12 protein-coding genes, 2 rRNA genes and 1 pseudogene are annotated in these 16,956 nt (G+C 65.8%); 5 read left to right on the forward strand and 10 right to left on the reverse strand.

Annotated elements, in window-relative coordinates; all coding sequences use genetic code 11:
• Positions 1-73 precede the first annotated feature (73 nt).
• From MMA15_RS03645 to MMA15_RS03655, 3 genes are all read right to left on the reverse strand, one after another.
• Positions 74-3,202: ribosomal RNA gene (locus tag MMA15_RS03645) — 23S ribosomal RNA — on the reverse strand.
• A gap of 368 nt (positions 3,203-3,570) precedes the next feature.
• Positions 3,571-5,103, reverse strand: a 16S ribosomal RNA gene (locus MMA15_RS03650).
• The 16S and 23S rRNA genes sit together here, the layout of an rRNA operon.
• 414 nt (positions 5,104-5,517) lie before the next feature.
• Complete coding sequence (locus tag MMA15_RS03655) at positions 5,518-6,213, reverse strand: DNA-3-methyladenine glycosylase (RefSeq protein ID WP_241057468.1); 696 nt, start codon at positions 6,211-6,213, stop codon at positions 5,518-5,520.
• A 181-nt stretch (positions 6,214-6,394) separates the two neighbouring features.
• Here MMA15_RS03655 and MMA15_RS03660 point away from each other — a divergent pair, with 181 nt between their 5' ends.
• Entirely contained in the window at positions 6,395-7,177 is a 783-nt protein-coding gene (locus tag MMA15_RS03660) for a sporulation protein (RefSeq protein ID WP_241057469.1), read from the forward strand.
• A 100-nt stretch (positions 7,178-7,277) separates the two neighbouring features.
• On the opposite strand, the gene MMA15_RS03665 is transcribed toward MMA15_RS03660, so the two are convergent.
• Positions 7,278-7,718 carry a barstar family protein gene (locus MMA15_RS03665; RefSeq protein ID WP_241057470.1) on the reverse strand — a complete coding sequence of 147 codons (441 nt, stop codon included), beginning with the start codon at positions 7,716-7,718 and terminating at the stop codon, positions 7,278-7,280.
• Positions 7,719-7,828: 110 nt separating this feature from the next.
• On the opposite strand from MMA15_RS03665, the gene MMA15_RS03670 reads away from it, so the two are divergent.
• Together MMA15_RS03670 and MMA15_RS03675 are read left to right on the forward strand one after the other, a co-directional pair.
• Positions 7,829-8,365, forward strand: a complete 537-nt coding sequence (locus MMA15_RS03670) for a YbhB/YbcL family Raf kinase inhibitor-like protein (protein WP_241057471.1) — start codon at positions 7,829-7,831, stop codon at positions 8,363-8,365.
• Positions 8,366-8,890: 525 nt separating this feature from the next.
• Positions 8,891-9,385: pseudogene (locus tag MMA15_RS03675) on the forward strand (HNH endonuclease); the annotation flags it as partial.
• Positions 9,386-9,574: 189 nt separating this feature from the next.
• Here the strand turns inward: MMA15_RS03675 and MMA15_RS03680 are convergent.
• From MMA15_RS03680 to MMA15_RS03695, 4 genes are all read right to left on the reverse strand, one after another.
• Positions 9,575-10,342: a sulfite exporter TauE/SafE family protein gene (locus MMA15_RS03680; RefSeq protein ID WP_241057472.1), complete on the reverse strand. Its 768-nt coding sequence runs from the start codon at positions 10,340-10,342 to the stop codon at positions 9,575-9,577.
• Positions 10,343-10,533: 191 nt separating this feature from the next.
• The gene (locus tag MMA15_RS03685) at positions 10,534-11,496 is read right to left on the reverse strand and encodes an SPFH domain-containing protein (protein WP_241057473.1); all 963 of its coding nucleotides are present in this window, start codon (positions 11,494-11,496) and stop codon (positions 10,534-10,536) included.
• A gap of 132 nt (positions 11,497-11,628) precedes the next feature.
• Complete coding sequence (locus MMA15_RS03690; protein ID WP_241057474.1) at positions 11,629-12,054, reverse strand: NfeD family protein; 426 nt, start codon at positions 12,052-12,054, stop codon at positions 11,629-11,631.
• A 21-nt stretch (positions 12,055-12,075) separates the two neighbouring features.
• The gene (locus MMA15_RS03695) at positions 12,076-12,867 is read right to left on the reverse strand and encodes an ABC transporter ATP-binding protein (protein ID WP_241057475.1); all 792 of its coding nucleotides are present in this window, start codon (positions 12,865-12,867) and stop codon (positions 12,076-12,078) included.
• A gap of 106 nt (positions 12,868-12,973) precedes the next feature.
• Between MMA15_RS03695 and MMA15_RS03700 the strand changes: the two genes are divergently transcribed.
• Positions 12,974-13,843, forward strand: a complete 870-nt coding sequence (locus tag MMA15_RS03700; RefSeq protein ID WP_241057476.1) for an Rv1486c family protein — start codon at positions 12,974-12,976, stop codon at positions 13,841-13,843.
• A 126-nt stretch (positions 13,844-13,969) separates the two neighbouring features.
• Here MMA15_RS03700 and MMA15_RS03705 read toward each other — a convergent pair whose 3' ends face one another.
• Complete coding sequence (locus MMA15_RS03705; RefSeq protein WP_241057477.1) at positions 13,970-14,614, reverse strand: response regulator; 645 nt, start codon at positions 14,612-14,614, stop codon at positions 13,970-13,972.
• Complete coding sequence (locus tag MMA15_RS03710; RefSeq protein ID WP_241057478.1) at positions 14,607-15,797, reverse strand: GAF domain-containing sensor histidine kinase; 1,191 nt, start codon at positions 15,795-15,797, stop codon at positions 14,607-14,609. The genes MMA15_RS03705 and MMA15_RS03710 overlap by 8 nt, the downstream gene beginning before the upstream one ends.
• A 372-nt stretch (positions 15,798-16,169) precedes the next feature.
• Here MMA15_RS03710 and MMA15_RS03715 point away from each other — a divergent pair, with 372 nt between their 5' ends.
• Positions 16,170-16,847, forward strand: a complete 678-nt coding sequence (locus MMA15_RS03715; RefSeq protein WP_241057482.1) for an aggregation-promoting factor C-terminal-like domain-containing protein — start codon at positions 16,170-16,172, stop codon at positions 16,845-16,847.
• The last annotated feature ends 109 nt before the right edge of the window (positions 16,848-16,956 follow it).

Genomic DNA, 16,956 nt, shown 5'->3' on the forward strand with positions numbered 1-16,956 from the left:
ATATCAACCAACCAGCCAGCACGGTTTGCCGGGGTTGTTGTTTCAGATACCGGACAGTGGACGCGTAGCAGCTGTGGTCAAGCCCTCGGCTTATTAGTACCAGTCAACTCCAACCCTCACGGGTCTTCCATATCTGGCCTATCAACCCGGTCATCTCCCGGGAGCCTTAACCCCACAACGGGGGTGGGAGTCCTCATCTCGAAGCAGGCTTCCCGCTTAGATGCTTTCAGCGGTTATCCCTCCCGAACGTAGCCAACCAGCCATGCCCTTGGCAGGACAACTGGCACACCAGAGGTCCGTCCGTCCCGGTCCTCTCGTACTAGGGACAGCCCTTCTCAAGACTCCTACGCGCGCAGCGGATAGGGACCGAACTGTCTCACGACGTTCTAAACCCAGCTCGCGTACCGCTTTAATGGGCGAACAGCCCAACCCTTGGGACCGACTCCAGCCCCAGGATGCGACGAGCCGACATCGAGGTGCCAAACCATCCCGTCGATATGGACTCTTGGGGAAGATCAGCCTGTTATCCCCGGGGTACCTTTTATCCGTTGAGCGACGGCGCTTCCACAAGCCACCGCCGGATCACTAGTCCCGACTTTCGTCCCTGCTCGACCCGTCAGTCTCACAGTCAAGCTCCCTTGTGCACTTACACTCACCACCTGATGACCAACCAGGCTGAGGGAACCTTTGGGCGCCTCCGTTACCCTTTAGGAGGCAACCGCCCCAGTTAAACTACCCACCAGACACTGTCCCCGATCCGGATCACGGACCCGGGTTAGACATCCAGCACGATCAGAGTGGTATTTCAACAACGACTCCACACCCGCTGGCGCGAATGCTTCACAGTCTCCCACCTATCCTACACAAACCGAACCGAACACCAATATCAAGCTATAGTAAAGGTCCCGGGGTCTTTCCGTCCTGCTGCGCGAAACGAGCATCTTTACTCGTACTGCAATTTCACCGGGCCTATGGTTGAGACAGTCAAGAAGTCGTTACGCCATTCGTGCAGGTCGGAACTTACCCGACAAGGAATTTCGCTACCTTAGGATGGTTATAGTTACCACCGCCGTTTACTGGCGCTTAAGTTCTCAGCTTCGCCCGACCGAAATCGGACTAACCGGTCCCCTTAACGTTCCAGCACCGGGCAGGCGTCAGTCCGTATACATCGCCTTACGGCTTCGCACGGACCTGTGTTTTTAGTAAACAGTCGCTTCTCGCTGGTCTCTGCGGCCACCACCAGCTCCGAGTGCAAGACTCATCACCAGCCGTGGCCCCCCTTCTCCCGAAGTTACGGGGGCATTTTGCCGAGTTCCTTAACCATAGTTCACCCGAACGCCTCGGTATTCTCTACCAGACCACCTGAGTCGGTTTAGGGTACGGGCCGCAACAGCACTCGCTAGAGGCTTTTCTCGACAGCATAGGATCATCCACTTCACCACAATCGGCTCGGCATCAGGTCTCACCCTCAACGAAGAGCGGATTTGCCTACTCTCCGGGCTACACCCTTACCCCGGGACAACCACCGCCCGGGCTGGACTACCTTCCTGCGTCACCCCATCACTCACCTACTACAAGCTCGGTTCACCGGCTCCACCACACCGGCCGCTGTCCGAAGACCAACCACCGGGGGCTTCACGGGCTTAGCATCACCTGATTCAGCGCTGGCGCACTGCCACGGGTACCGGAATATCAACCGGTTATCCATCGACTACGCCTGTCGGCCTCGCCTTAGGACCCGACTTACCCTGGGCAGATCAGCTTGACCCAGGAACCCTTAGTCAATCGGCGCACACGTTTCTCACGTATGTATCGCTACTCATGCCTGCATTCTCACTCGCATACCGTCCACAACTCGCTTCCACGGCTGCTTCACCCGGCACACGACGCTCCCCTACCCACCCCAACAGGCGTTAGCCCTTCACGTTGGAGTGACACGACGTCGGCGGTGTGCTTGAGCCCCGCTACATTGTCGGCGCGGAATCACTTGACCAGTGAGCTATTACGCACTCTTTCAAGGATGGCTGCTTCTAAGCCAACCTCCTGGTTGTCTCTGCGACTCCACATCCTTTCCCACTTAGCACACGCTTAGGGGCCTTAGTCGATGCTCTGGGCTGTTTCCCTCTCGACCATGGAGCTTATCCCCCACAGTCTCACTGCCGCGCTCTCACTTACCGGCATTCGGAGTTTGGCTAAGGTCAGTAACCCGGTAGGGCCCATCGCCTATCCAGTGCTCTACCTCCGGCAAGAAACACACGACGCTGCACCTAAATGCATTTCGGGGAGAACCAGCTATCACGGAGTTTGATTGGCCTTTCACCCCTAACCACAGGTCATCCCCCAGGTTTTCAACCCTGGTGGGTTCGGGCCTCCACGAAGTCTTACCTCCGCTTCACCCTGCCCATGGCTAGATCACCCCGCTTCGGGTCTTGAACACGCTACTCAATCGCCCTCTTCGGACTCGCTTTCGCTACGGCTCCCCCACACGGGTTAACCTCGCAACATGCCGCAAACTCGCAGGCTCATTCTTCAAAAGGCACGCAGTCACGACCGTATGTGCAAGCACACACGGCGACGCTCCCACGGCTTGTAGGCACACGGTTTCAGGTACTCTTTCACTCCGCTCCCGCGGTACTTTTCACCATTCCCTCACGGTACTATCCGCTATCGGTCACCAGGGAATATTTAGGCTTGACGGGTGGTCCCGCCAGATTCACACAGGATTTCACGGGCCCCATGCTACTCGGGAAAAGAACAAGCAAGTTGATGACGTTTCAGCTACGGGGGTCTTACCCTCTACGCCGGGCCTTTCGCATACCCTTCGCCTACACCACCAATTTCTGACTCACCCAGCCGCCGGCAGACAACTGAAGTCCCATCCCACAACCCCGTACATGCAACCCCTGCCGGGTCTCACACACATACGGTTTAGCCTCATCCAGTTTCGCTCGCCACTACTCCCGGAATCACAATTGTTTTCTCTTCCTGCGGGTACTGAGATGTTTCACTTCCCCGCGTTCCCCCCTACACCCTATACATTCAGATGCAGGTGACAGCCCATGACGACTGCCGGGTTTCCCCATTCGGACACCCCCGGATCACAGCTCGGTTGACAACTCCCCCGGGGCCTATCGCGGCCTCCCACGTCCTTCATCGGTTCCTGATGCCAAGGCATCCACCGTGCGCCCTTAAAAACTTGGCCACAGATGCTCGCGTCCACTGTCCAGTTCTCAAACAACAACCAGCCACCCACCACCCCAGACCAACAAGCCTGAGTACACCAGGACCGGCAACCAAGAGACACCAACCGCACACACGGCCGCACTCTCAGACACCCAACAGCGTGCCCAACACCACCAGCCCACCGCGCTCCCGTTCCACGCCCCGAAACCACCCGGGCAGAAACCCGAGACCGAGACAGTACTGAAGAACACGACCCGACCGGCCATGCTGAATAGTCAACGTTCCACCCATGAGCATCCCGGCATCGGACGTGCGCCGATGAACCAGGCTCCTGGACACCACCACCGGGACATCCCGGCCGATAGATGGTGTCTGGCTGCTCCTTAGAAAGGAGGTGATCCAGCCGCACCTTCCGGTACGGCTACCTTGTTACGACTTCGTCCCAATCGCCAGTCCCACCTTCGACGGCTCCCTCCCACAAGGGGTTGGGCCACCGGCTTCGGGTGTTACCGACTTTCGTGACGTGACGGGCGGTGTGTACAAGGCCCGGGAACGTATTCACCGCAGCAATGCTGATCTGCGATTACTAGCGACTCCGACTTCATGGGGTCGAGTTGCAGACCCCAATCCGAACTGAGACCGGCTTTTTGAGATTCGCTCCACCTCACGGCATCGCCACTCATTGTACCGGCCATTGTAGCACGTGTGCAGCCCAAGACATAAGGGGCATGATGACTTGACGTCGTCCCCACCTTCCTCCGAGTTGACCCCGGCAGTCTCCCGTGAGTCCCCAGCACCACAAGGGCCTGCTGGCAACACGAGACAAGGGTTGCGCTCGTTGCGGGACTTAACCCAACATCTCACGACACGAGCTGACGACAGCCATGCACCACCTGTACACCGACCACAAGGGGGGGCTCTGTCTCCAGAGCTTTCCGGTGTATGTCAAGCCTTGGTAAGGTTCTTCGCGTTGCGTCGAATTAAGCCACATGCTCCGCCGCTTGTGCGGGCCCCCGTCAATTCCTTTGAGTTTTAGCCTTGCGGCCGTACTCCCCAGGCGGGGCACTTAATGCGTTAGCTGCGGCACGGACAACGTGGAATGTCGCCCACACCTAGTGCCCAACGTTTACGGCATGGACTACCAGGGTATCTAATCCTGTTCGCTCCCCATGCTTTCGCTCCTCAGCGTCAGTATCGGCCCAGAGATCCGCCTTCGCCACCGGTGTTCCTCCTGATATCTGCGCATTTCACCGCTACACCAGGAATTCCGATCTCCCCTACCGAACTCCAGCCTGCCCGTATCGAATGCAGACCCAGGGTTAAGCCCCGGGCTTTCACATCCGACGCGACAAGCCGCCTACGAGCTCTTTACGCCCAATAATTCCGGACAACGCTCGCACCCTACGTATTACCGCGGCTGCTGGCACGTAGTTAGCCGGTGCTTCTTCTGCAGGTACCGTCACTTTTAAAGGCTTCTTCCCTGCTGAAAGAGGTTTACAACCCGAAGGCCGTCATCCCTCACGCGGCGTCGCTGCATCAGGCTTCCGCCCATTGTGCAATATTCCCCACTGCTGCCTCCCGTAGGAGTCTGGGCCGTGTCTCAGTCCCAGTGTGGCCGGTCGCCCTCTCAGGCCGGCTACCCGTCGCAGCCTTGGTAGGCCATCACCCCACCAACAAGCTGATAGGCCGCGGGCTCATCCTGCACCGCCGAAGCTTTCCACCACCAGACCATGCGGCCGGCAGTCCCATCCGGTATTAGACCCCGTTTCCAGGGCTTGTCCCGAAGTGCAGGGCAGATTGCCCACGTGTTACTCACCCGTTCGCCACTAATCCACCCCCGAAGAGGCTTCATCGTTCGACTTGCATGTGTTAAGCACGCCGCCAGCGTTCGTCCTGAGCCAGGATCAAACTCTCCGTGAATGCCTTAAAAGAAGACACCCGAAGAGCAGCACAACCCAGGGGAATAACCCAGGCCATGCCAGCGTCCTCGCTGTGTTCAAAGAAATCCCCACCCCTACCAGCCAATACAGCCATAGGGGCACGGGGTATCAACATATCTGGCGTTGACTTTTAGCACGCTGTTGAGTTCTCAAAGAACGGACGCTTCCATCACAACCCTCACAGGCTGCTCCGGGCGCTTCCCTCTCGGTGTCGCTACTTTAGCGGATTTCCTCGCGGGCTCCTAATCGGAGTCTTCGGGGCGACTTTATGGCACGCCAAAAGCCGACCCCGTTGGGGAAATCGTAAGTAGTGTTTGGTCGCTTACGGGGCGGCGTCTGCTCCGGCTACACGGGCCGTGGCTGCCGCCTATCCGTTTCTGCGACTCTGTCAACATTAGGTCGTGGGTCCTTGAGAGTCAAGCGGCTTCCGGCGGCGCCTGGGCTGGTGTGGCCGGTAAGGACTCACCGTGGGGTCCTGGTCGATCCAGTAACGCCACGGGTGCACCGCTCCCGCGCCGCCCACACCCGTGCGCGGGCCGCTCCGTAGACGTTCGGCGTCGCAGGTTTCACCAGTGAGGATCCGGAGCGGAGCGCGTTCGTCCGGGGTGCAGACGTCGGTGCCGTTCAGGGTGCGGTCGACGTCGAGGGCGGTCGCCAGGCGGGCCGGGCCCTTGGCCAGTTCCGAGTGGTTGCGTGCCTTCGGGCGGCGCTTGCGTGCGTGCTCCTCGCCCGTCAGAACCTCGCCGGCGCGCAGCAGCACACCGCTCGCGTGGCCCTCGGCTCCGCAGACCAGGTTGAGGCTGAACCACATCCCGTAGATGAAGTACACGTACGCGTGACCGGGAGGCCCGAACATCGAGGCGTTGCGCTGGGTCCGCCCCCTGTACGCGTGCGAACCCGGGTCGGACTCGCCGGCGTAGGCCTCTACCTCCGTGATGCGGAGCAGGATCCGGCCGTCGGGTGCGGTGCGTACGAGATAGCGCCCCAGTAGTTCCGGGGCGACCTCCAGGACCGGGCGGTCGAAGAAAGAACGGGGTAGCGGGGTGTGGGTGTCGTCGTTCCTTCGCGTACGGTCAGCGCCGGTGATCATGCCGACCGAGGGTAACCGAGGCCCGGGGCTGTGCATCCGGGCGGTGGCTCGATCATCCTGCCCGGTGGCTGGAACCGTCTGCCGTCGCCGGGCGTACTCGTAGCGACGGAGTACGGGAGCGCGCCGGCGCCGTCACGAGTGTTCGAAGAGACGCACGGAAGTGCCTGGGAGGGACTTGAAGATGGGATTCAAGAAGCTGTTCGCGAGCTTGGGGGTCGGGAGTGCGTCCGTGGACACCGTGCTTCACGAGCCGAACGTGGTGCCCGGTGGTGTCGTACAGGGGGAGGTGCACATCGAGGCCGGGTCTGTCGATCAGCAGATCCAGGGACTGTCCGTCGGTCTCATGGCGAAGGTAGAGGTGGAGACGAACGACGGTGAGCTGAAGCAGAACATCGAGTTCGGCAGGCAGCAGCTCGGCGGCGCGCTGGATCTCAAGGAGGGGGCCAGGCACACCGTGCCCTTCCAGCTCGGGGTGCCGTGGGAGACGCCGATCACGACGTTCATGGGCCAGCAGCTCACCGGCATGAGCATCGGGGTGTCGACGGAGCTGGCCATCGCGCAGGCGGTCGACTCCACGGACATCGATCCCGTCAACGTCCATGCGCTGCCTGCTCAGCAGGCGATCCTGGACTCCTTCGGGACTCTGGGCTTCCGCTTCCGTTCGGCAGACATGGAGAAGGGGCGTATCCGCGGTACGCGGCAGCAGCTCCCCTTCTACCAGGAGATCGAGTTCACCGCGCCCCCGCAGTACAGGGGGCTGTCGCAGGTCGAGCTGTCCTTCGTGGCCGACGGGAATCAGATGGACGTCGTCATGGAGATGGACAAGACGCCGGGGCTCTTCACCGGTGGCAGTGACTCGTACCGGGCGTTCCAGGTGGATCTGAACGACTTCCACCAGACCGACTGGACGGCGTTCATCAATCAGTGGCTGACGGAGGTCGGGGGGCGCCGCAACTGGCTGTGAGGCCCCGGGCCGGTTCTTCGGCGGTCCGGCCGCGCCAGGGCACGCGCCACGTCGTAGACCGGGTCGTAGGCCGGCTCGTGCGCTGCGTCGCCGGCCGGGCTCAGCCGAGTAGTACGGAGAGCGGTGCGTCACGCACCGACCAGTAGCCGACCGCCGCCGTGAACACGTTCACGGCGGTGGCGGCCGACTTCGGGTCGGCCTGCTCGAAGCCCGGCCAGCCCGCGGTCATCAGCAGATAGCCGTCGGTCTCCCCCCACCAGGACAGGTCGGTGAGGGAGTCGGCGAGCGCGTCCCAGTTGTGGCCGAACCAGCCGGGGAGTTCGAGACCGGTGGCGCAGCGGTTCATGAACTCGGCCTTGTCGGTGGTGTCGCTGAGGTCGATGACGGCGCCGGTCCAGTTCGCGGCGTCCGCCTGCATCAGTACGTCCGGGCCCACGGATTCGCATCGGTACACCCCGGGAGGCACGGTGCCGTCGAAGAGGCCAGGCAGACCGCCGTCGGGCAGTTCGGGGAGTTCGGGCAGGTCCACGGGACTGGTCATCGTCGCACCACCGCTTCGAGGTCTCGTCGTGGCTCCCATGGTGACAAAGACCCTGTCAACGGCTCGTTAGGCTGGCCGTGCAGCGATTCGCGCCATCAGGAGGTACCGACGTGACCGAGCAGAAGCAACCGCCGCTCCCCCACGACTTCCATCCGCCCGTCGCCTCCTTCGAGGTGGTGAGCGACGACGTCTCGGAGGGCGGCCGGCTGCGCCCGGACCAGCTCTACTCGGAGGGCAATACCTCTCCTCATCTGCGCTGGGAGGGGTTCCCGGCTGACACCCGGAGCTTCGCCGTGACGTGCTTCGACCCCGACGCTCCGACGGGCAGCGGCTTCTGGCACTGGTCCGTCTTCGACATCCCCGTCTCCGTCACGGAGCTTCCCGCGGGCGCCGGGACCGGGGACATGAAGGGGCTTCCCGAGGGTGCCGTGCATGTACGCAACGACTTCGGCACGCGGGACTTCGGCGGGGCCGCGCCGCCTCCCGGGGACGGGCCGCACCGCTATGTCTTCACGGTCTACGCCGTGCAGGACGAGAAGCTCGGGCCGGACGCGGACGCTTCTCCGGCCTACGTCGGGTTCAATCTGCGGTTCAAGGCGATCGGACGGGCTCAGCTCATCGGCGTCCATGAGGAGACCGGGGGCTGAACCGGCGGGAGGAGCCCGGGAGTCGGGCTGAAATTCCTTTGCGCCCCGTCGTCCCGGGGTCGCACAGTGGTGGCCGGGCAGTCGGCACCGCAGTGCGGGGACGGCGGGGCTCTTGTGTCTGCGCCGTCGCCGTCCGCCGGAGCCTGGCCCGGGGGCCGGCGACCGCGCCGGCTGCCCTCAGTACTGGTGCGCAGATGGTCCTCGCGTGAAAACGCCGCGTTCTGCGGTGAGTTCACGATGCGTTCGTGGTGAGTTCGTGGTGAGTCCGCTACGGCCGCAATTCCCGCGGGTTTTTGAGCGGCTGCTTCTCGGTCGCCCGGCCTCTACTCGACTTCCGTGCCTTCCTCCTCGTTTGCCTTGTCGTTCGGGTTGTCGTTCGCCATTCCGGTCTCCTTTCCCTTCACGGTTCTGCCGTACCGGCCTGAATCGGCGTACCAGGGGCGGAAATTGCGTTGTCCGGTGATTGCCGCGACGGCAGAGTGGAGCGCACCGCCGCAGGGGCGGAGGGGAACCGGGAGGTGCGGGATGCGCGAGACGCTGATCCTGAACGCCAGCTTCGAGCCGCTGTCGACGGTCTCGCTGCGCCGGGCGGTGGTGCTGGTCATGCAGGACAAGGCCGTCGTCGAACACGCCCATCCCGGGCTCCGTATCCGGGCGGCCGACATCGATCTTCCGGTGCCGCGGGTGATCAGACTCTGCCGCTATGTACGGGTCCCGTTCCGACAACGGGCGCCGTGGTCGCGTCGCGGCGTCCTCGTAAGGGACCGGCACCGTTGTGCGTACTGCGGGCGCCGTGCAACCACGGTGGACCATGTCGTACCGCGTTCGCAGGGCGGCGGCGACACGTGGCTGAACACGGTCGCGGCCTGCGCGGCGGACAACCACCGCAAGGCGGACCGTACTCCGGCGCAGGCCGGAATGGCCCTTGAGACGAAGCCGTTCGAGCCGACGCCCGCGGACGCGCTGCTGCTGGCGCTGGGGCTCCAGGACGGGGAGGGGCTGCCGGAGTGGCTCGCCGTGCGCGGAGCACGCAGCGGGTCCGGCGCGCGCAACGCGTCCGGTGCGCGCCACGGGTCCGTTGCGCGGGCTGCGCCAGGGGCGCGGGCTCTGCCCGCCACGGCATGACCGCGGGCAGTGCGGGCCATGCAGTAGAAGAGAAGCAGCTCAGTAGAAGAGCAGTAGAAGAGAAGGTGCGCCCGACTCCCGCCGTCAGCGCAGGAGTTGCTGGACGATCGCGGCAACGCCGACCGTGACGACGATCGCCCGGAGCGCGGTCGGTGGCAGTCTGCGTCCCACGAGGGCGCCGAACTGGCCGCCGACCGCGCTGCCCGCGGCGATCAGCACTACGGCCGTCCAGTCGAAGTCGGCGACGAAGAGGAAGAACGCGGCGGCGGTGGCGTTGACGAGGGCGCCGAGGACGTTCTTCACGGCGTTGGTGCGCTGAAGGGTCTCGTCGAGGAAGAGTCCCATGAGGGCGAGGTAGATGATGCCCTGGGCCGCGCCGAAGTAGCCGCCGTAGGCGCTGGCGCAGAGCATCCCCCCGGAGAGCAGGAGTCCGCCGTTCTGGCGGGCCTTGGTGCCGCGCTTGGCACGGCGGCGTTCCGCGACGCGTGCCAGCCAGGGCTGCACGGCCACCAGCAGCAGCGCGACGCCGATGAGCGCCGGGACGATCATGTCGAAGGCGCTGGAGGGCAGCGCCACCAGCAGCACCGCTCCGGTCAGTGCGCCGACGAGTGAGACGGCGCTGAGGATCAGCACGCGACGCCGCTGGCCGCGCAGTTCACGTCTGTAGCCGATGGCGCCGCTGACCGATCCGGGTACGAGGCCGAGGGCGTTCGAGACGTTGGCCGTCACGGGCGGCAGCCCGACGGCGAGCAGCACAGGGAAGGTCAGCAGGGTGCCCGAGCCGACGACGGTGTTGATGGCGCCCGCTCCGACGCCCGCGGCGCAGACCGCCACCGCCTCCCAGATGGTCACGCGAAGCCCCTTCGAGATCAGTGCCGTACACACTGATCATGCCGGAGGGGCTTTCGGCGTGCCGGTGCGGGGTGCGCCGAACCCGGATCGAGCCCTGGTTCGACGCGACGAGCACCACAGGACCGGCTCGACGGGCCCGGCTCGAACGCAGCCGGGCCTCGGCGAGCGGGAGTTCAGTCGAGCTCGGGAGTTCAGTCGAGCTTCGGGCTCTCCCTCGGCGGCTTCACCATGCCGGCCGCCTGGCTCGCGCCGCCGCCACCGCCGTTGCCGTTGCCTCCGCCGGGCTTGAAGCCGTCGAGCGCACCGCCCAGACCCTTCAGCGCGTCGCCGATCTCGCTGGGGACGATCCAGAGCTTGTTGGCGTCGCCCTCCGCGATCTTCGGCAGCATCTGGAGGTACTGGTACGAGAGCAGCTTCTGGTCCGGGTCGCCGGCGTGGATCGACTCGAAGACCGTACGGATGGCCTGGGCCTCGCCTTCGGCTCGCAGCGCCGCCGAGCGGGCCTCACCTTCCGCGCGCAGGATGGACGACTGCTTCTCGCCCTCCGCGGTGAGGATCTGCGACTGCCGTACACCTTCGGCCTGGAGGATCGCCGCGCGCTTGTCGCGGTCGGCGCGCATCTGCTTCTCCATCGAGTCCTGGATGGACGTCGGCGGCTCGATCGCCTTCAGCTCGACGCGGTTTACGCGGATGCCCCACTTGCCGGTGGCCTCGTCGAGCACGCCGCGCAGGGCGGCGTTGATCTCCTCGCGGGAGGTGAGGGTCCGCTCCAGGTCCATGCCGCCGATGATGTTGCGCAGCGTCGTGACCGTGAGCTGCTCGATCGCCTGGATGTAGCTGGCGACTTCGTACGTGGCGGCGCGGGCGTCGGTCACCTGGTAATAGATGACGGTGTCGATGTTGACGACCAGGTTGTCCTGGGTGATGACGGGCTGCGGGGGGAACGGCACGACCTGCTCGCGCAGGTCGACCCTGTTGCGGACCGTGTCGATGAAGGGGACCACGATGTTGAGGCCCGCGTTGAGGGTGCGGGTGTAGCGGCCGAAGCGCTCGACGATCGCGGCGCTCGCCTGCGGAATGACCTGGATCGTCTTGATGAGTGCGATGAAGACCAGCACCACCAGGATGATCAGGACAATGATGATGGCGTCCATCCGCCCCCCTGCATGTATGTCACTGATATGACGTCGGCGTCCTCGGGACCGACAGATGTCGTCGGGACCAAGAGATATCGTCCCACCGCAAGTCGCCGTGTACTCACGGTTGTTGACAATAACTGCCGTCTGTCATCCCATCACGACCGCGGTCGCGCCGTCGATCTCAGCCACGTCGACCTGGGCGCCCGGTTCGTATGCCGCGTCGGGGTCCAGCGCCCGTGCCGACCAGACCTCGCCGCCGAGTTTGATACGGCCGCCCTGCCCGTCGACCCGTTCCAGCACGGTGGCCTGCCGGCCCAGCAACGCGTCCACGCCGCTGCTGAGTTTGGGGTGCTGCCCGCGGGAGCGGCGCGCCACAGGCTGCACCACGACGATCAGAGCCGAGGAGACGACGGCGAAGACGAGGACCTGCGCCACCATTCCGCCGCCGAGCCCCGCCGTCACGGCACCTGCCACGGCTCCCATGGCGAGCATGCCCAGTTCGGGCATCGCGGTGACGACGAGAGCGATTCCCAGTAAGGCGGCGCCTATCAACCACCAGATCCATGCGTCCACATGGACATGGTAGGCGCGCGATCAGCTCAGCGGCAGACCCTGAGCGGTCCAGCGCTCGCCCCGGTTCTCCACCACGAGCGGCAGTCCGAAGCAGCGGGAGAGATTGCGGGAGGTCAGTTCGGTCTCCAGAGGCCCGGCGGCCAGCACCTGTCCCTGACGGATCATCAGTACGTGCGTGAAGCCCGGCGCGATCTCCTCGACATGGTGGGTGACCATCACCATCGAGGGGGCGTAAGGGTCGCGGGCGAGGCGCCCCAGTCTGCGCACCAGGTCCTCACGGCCGCCGAGGTCGAGCCCTGCCGCGGGCTCGTCCAGCAGCAGCAGTTCGGGGTCGGTCATCATGGCGCGGGCGATGAGGGTGCGCTTGCGTTCGCCTTCGGAGAGGGTGCCGAACTTGCGGTCGAGGTACTCCGTCATGCCGAGCCGGTCGAGGAAGGCGCGAGCACGCTCCTCGTCCAGGGCCTCGTACTCCTCCTGCCAGTGCGCCGTCATGCCGTACGCGGCGGTGAGGACCGTACGCAGCACGCTCTGGGAGCGGGGAAGCTTCTCCGACATGGCGATGCCCGCCATGCCGATGCGCGGGCGGAGTTCGAAGACGTCGACGGCGCCGAGCCGGTCGCCGAGGATGGTGGCGGTGCCCTTGCTGGGGTAGAGGTAACTGGAGGCGAGGTTGAGCAGGGTGGTCTTGCCGGCGCCGTTGGGGCCGAGGATGACCCAGCGTTCGCCCTCTTTGACCGACCAGGAGACATCGTCCAGCAGAGCGTGGCCATCGCGGACCACGGATACGTCCACCAGCTCAAGTACTTCGCTCATGAGCGCGTTGTCTCCCAATGCAGTCGCCGTTACCCGTGCCTTGTGAGCAGAGTCCCCCGCCAAACCTACGCCACGCGTTCGAGGGTGCGTTCCCTAGGCTGTAGACATGCTCGATGAACCTCGGTCGGGGCGTCTGGCCGCTTGGGGAAATGCTCTTTTCGCCGCTCTCGTCTCCCCCGACGACGCCGCGCAACGGATCGTCGGGGAGGACGTGGTGCACCGCGTGGTGGGACTTCCCGCATCGTCCGGTCCGTACGCGCAGCAGGAGCCGGAACCGGTCGGACTGACCCTGGCGCTGGGGCGGTTGAGGTCGCTGGGGGCGCTGGGGCTGCGGGTGGCGCTGCCCGTGCCGGGGCATCCGCTGGGCCTGAGCGGTCCGCCGGAGTTCAACTCCCTTGCCCTGGACGCCGGTGAGGCGGTGATCGCCGCCGGTGCCGCCCTCGGCCTGGTGCCGGAGGCGTACGAGGCCGGGCCTGAAGGCGATGTGCACGCGGAGATCACCTGGCACTGCATGCCCGTACGGGAGGCGCCGCCCGCCGACGTGCCCTCGCTGGGCGAAGCCGAACGCGAACTGGCCGAGGCGATGAGGGACGCCACCGAGGTGCTGACGAAGCTGGACGTCGCGGGCTCCGGGCCGGCGGCGGACGCGGCGCTGGAGGCGTACCGGGCCCGCATGGAGGCCGGGAGGCGGCTGCTGGCCCCGGGATATCCGCCGCGTGCGGTACGGGTGCTCGAACTGGCGCAGCGGGTACGGGCGCTCGTGGCCATCGCCTACGGGGAGGAGGACGGTGGGCGCGGAGCGGCGACCGGCGTCGGCGGCAGCGCGGGGGCGGGACGTGAGCACGGCGGGGCGGTGAGCGCCTCGCAGATCGCGGCCCGCGCGGAGGCGCTGCGGCCGGTGGAGCGTACGGCGAGGCGGGCGCAGGTCGCCGCGTACAACGCCTATGCGGAGGAGCTGGAGCGCAAGCGGTCGTGAGCGGTGCGGTGCGCCGCCGCGCTGAACCGCCCCGGAAGCTCGGGGTCCGCCCCCGCGCCACGCGCAGACAGCCGCCTGTCAGTCGGCCCCGTGTGCCGGTGCCGGCCCGTGTTCCGGTCGGCCCCGTCAGTCCGTGAGCCCGTGCCGGACCGCCCACAGGGCGGCCTGCGTACGGTCGGCGAGGTCGAGCTTCATCAGGATGTTCGACACATGTGTCTTGACCGTCTTCTCCGACAGCACCAGGACCCTGGCGATCTCGCGGTTGGAACGGCCGTCCGCGATCAGCTCCAGCACCTCGCGCTCCCGCTCGGTCAGTACGGAGCCCCTGCCGCCGCCCGTGGCGCCTCCCGTGTCGTCCGCGAGCAGGGCGCCCGCCACCTCGGGCTGGAGGAGCACATGCCCGGCATGTATGGAACGGATGGCTCCGGCCAGGGCGTCGGGGTCGACGTCCTTGTACACATAGCCTGCCGCCCCCGCTCGCAGCGCCGGTACGACCGTGCGCTGCTCCGTGAAGCTCGTGACGACGAGGATCCGTGCCGGGTTCTCCAGGCGCCGCAGCTCCCGCAGCGCCTCGATGCCGTCCGTGCCGGGCATCTTCACGTCCATCAGGACGACGTCGGGGCGCAACTCCTCGGCGCATGCGACCCCTTCGTCCCCGTCGACCGCCTCGCCGACCACCTCGATGTCGTCCTGGATCTCCAGGAACGTGCGCAGCCCGCGCCGTACGACCTGGTGGTCGTCGACGATCAGCACACGGATCGGATCAGCCACCGGGCACCTCCAGTTCGACCGACGCTCCCTTGCCGGGTTCGGATTCGACGGTGAGGGTGCCGCCGACGCCGCCCGCCCGGTCGCGCATCGAGACCAGGCCCAGATGCCTGCCCGCCTTCCGTACGGCCCTCGGGTCGAAGCCGCGGCCGTCGTCGGTGACGCGCAGCCGCGCGCCCGTACGGCCGTAGGAGAGCGTGACCCCGACGTGTGAAGCCGCCGCGTGGCGCAGTGCGTTGTGCAACGCCTCCTGTGCGACGCGCAGCAGCGCCTCCTCCTGCGCGGCCGGAAGAGCCCGCGGGGCGCCCTCGCTCGCGAAGGCGACCTCCGCGGAGTGGGCGCGGTCGAGGACCTGGGTCTGCGTGCGGAGGGTGGCGACGAGCCCGTCCTCGTCGAGCGCCGCGGGACGCAACTCGACGACGGCGGCGCGCAGTTCCTCGGACGCGTCGGCGGCGAGACGGCCGATCTCGTGCAGTTCGCCCTTGGCGCGGTCGGGGTCGCGGTCGACGAGGGCGGTGGCGGCCTGGGCGGTGAGCCGCAGTGAGAAGAGCTTCTGGGCGACGGCGTCGTGCAGATCGTGCCCGATGCGTGCTCTCTCCCCGGCGATGGTCAGCTCCCGACTGCGCTCGTACAGGCGGGCGTTGGTGAGGGCGATGGCCGCGTGCTGGGCGAGCAGCCGAAGCAACTGCTCGTCCTCCTCCGTGAAGGCGCACGCGGACCGCCGCTCACCGTCGGCTTCCGCCTGAGGCGGGGTGACGGTGACCTGACCTCCGGGCGTGCAGCGCTTGTTGGCGAGGAAGAGGGCGCCCAGCACCTCCTCGCCGTCGGCGACGGGCATGCCGAGGAAGTCGGCGAGTTCGGGGTGTGCCCGTGGCCACCCCTGGAAGCGCGGGTCGGTACGTACGTCGGCGAGCCGCTGGGGCGTCGCCTCGTGCAGCATCGCCGCGAGTACGCCGTGCTGCCGGGGCAGCGGCCCGATGGACTTCCACTGCTCCTCGGTCACTCCGTCCACCACGAACTGTGCGAAGCCGCCGTGGTCGTCGGGCACCCCGAGGGCCGCGTACTCGGCGTCCAGCAGCTCACGGGCCGAAGTGACGATCGTCTGGAGTACGTCGCGCACTTCGAGCTGTCTGTTCATGGAGAGGATCGCGGCACTGACGGCCGCGAGCCCTGAGCTGCGGAGCATGCCGTCACGGTACTCGCGGGCGGGGCGCGGCGGATCGGGCCGCGGAGGGGCGGAGGCGGGGGTCCGTAGACCTAGGACCTGAGGCCAGCAGTGTGACCCTGCGTTTATAGCTTCTACACACTGCGTAAATGTAACCGGGTGTGTGGTGTGAGTCGCCGCATAGGACCCAGATCACTTACGAACGCGCTTAGTAGTCGATACTCAATGACCGGACGTGCAGTGCAGTCACGTCAAGGCATCCGTTCTGCTCCGAATCCACTACCAAGGTTAGTAATGGTGATTTTTGCCCGGTGACTTAACGGCAGCTGAGAATGTCTGCCGCCGCAGCGGCCACCGTCGCTGCGGTCCGCGAACTGGAAGAGGTTTCCTCCCATGAGCGTTCCAAATCCCGAACGCCACGGCAGGCTTTCCCGTCTGCACAAGATCTCTGCGGCAGGAGCCGCAGCCGTCGGTGTCACGGCCATCGCGTTCACCGTCGTACCAGGTCAGAAGAGCAGCGGGAGCGTGACTGCCGGATCGGAGATGGCTGCCAAGCCCGTCGCACTTCAGACAGCGGCGGACGGACCCGCGGAGCAGAAGGTGGGCATCGACGCCCAGACTTCCGCCGCCGACGCACGCGCACGCGCCCACGCCAAGGCGGAGGCCCGTAAGAAGGCCGAGGCCAGAGCGGAAGCGCGGCACGAAGCAGCCAAGAAGGCCGAACGGGACCGTGAGCGCAGGCTGGCAGCCAGCCGCTCGGCGGAGCGCGCCAAGGCGTCGCCATCCGGCTCACCACAGCAGATCGCCAGGCAGATCATCGGGGACGAGTCGCAGTTCCAGTGCTTCTCGCAGATCGTCGAGCGGGAGAGCGGCTGGAACGTGCACGCGCAGAACCCCAGCGGGGCGTACGGGCTGGTGCAGGCGCTGCCCGGCTCCAAGATGTCCTCGGCCGGGCCGGACTGGCGCAACAACGCCGCCACACAGGTCAAGTGGGGACTGAACTACATGAAGGACCGCTACGGCAGCCCCTGCGGCGCCTGGTCCTTCTGGCAGTCCAACAACTGGTACTGAGCCCGTACGGCGGTGAGCCGACGCGGCGCTGAACCGGTCACGGACCGGTGCTGAAGCGGCGCTGGGCGCTCGGAACGGACGGCACCACAGCACAAGAGCCGGAACGGCG

Origin of the sequence: Streptomyces marispadix (assembly GCF_022524345.1) — a bacterium.
In the GTDB taxonomy this organism is placed as follows: domain Bacteria; phylum Actinomycetota; class Actinomycetes; order Streptomycetales; family Streptomycetaceae; genus Streptomyces; species Streptomyces marispadix.

Excerpts from the sequence above, each read along its gene's own strand:
- MMA15_RS03655 (WP_241057468.1), bottom strand. The coding sequence starts at position 6,213 with ATGATCACCGGCGCTGACCGTACGCGAAGGAACGACGACACCCACACC.
- MMA15_RS03660 (WP_241057469.1), top strand. The coding sequence starts at position 6,395 with ATGGGATTCAAGAAGCTGTTCGCGAGCTTGGGGGTCGGGAGTGCGTCC.
- MMA15_RS03665 (WP_241057470.1), bottom strand. The coding sequence starts at position 7,718 with ATGACCAGTCCCGTGGACCTGCCCGAACTCCCCGAACTGCCCGACGGC.
- MMA15_RS03685 (WP_241057473.1), bottom strand. The coding sequence starts at position 11,496 with ATGGACGCCATCATCATTGTCCTGATCATCCTGGTGGTGCTGGTCTTC.
- MMA15_RS03695 (WP_241057475.1), bottom strand. The coding sequence starts at position 12,867 with ATGAGCGAAGTACTTGAGCTGGTGGACGTATCCGTGGTCCGCGATGGC.
- MMA15_RS03700 (WP_241057476.1), top strand. The coding sequence starts at position 12,974 with ATGCTCGATGAACCTCGGTCGGGGCGTCTGGCCGCTTGGGGAAATGCT.
- MMA15_RS03710 (WP_241057478.1), bottom strand. The coding sequence starts at position 15,797 with ATGCTCCGCAGCTCAGGGCTCGCGGCCGTCAGTGCCGCGATCCTCTCC.
- MMA15_RS03715 (WP_241057482.1), top strand. The coding sequence starts at position 16,170 with ATGAGCGTTCCAAATCCCGAACGCCACGGCAGGCTTTCCCGTCTGCAC.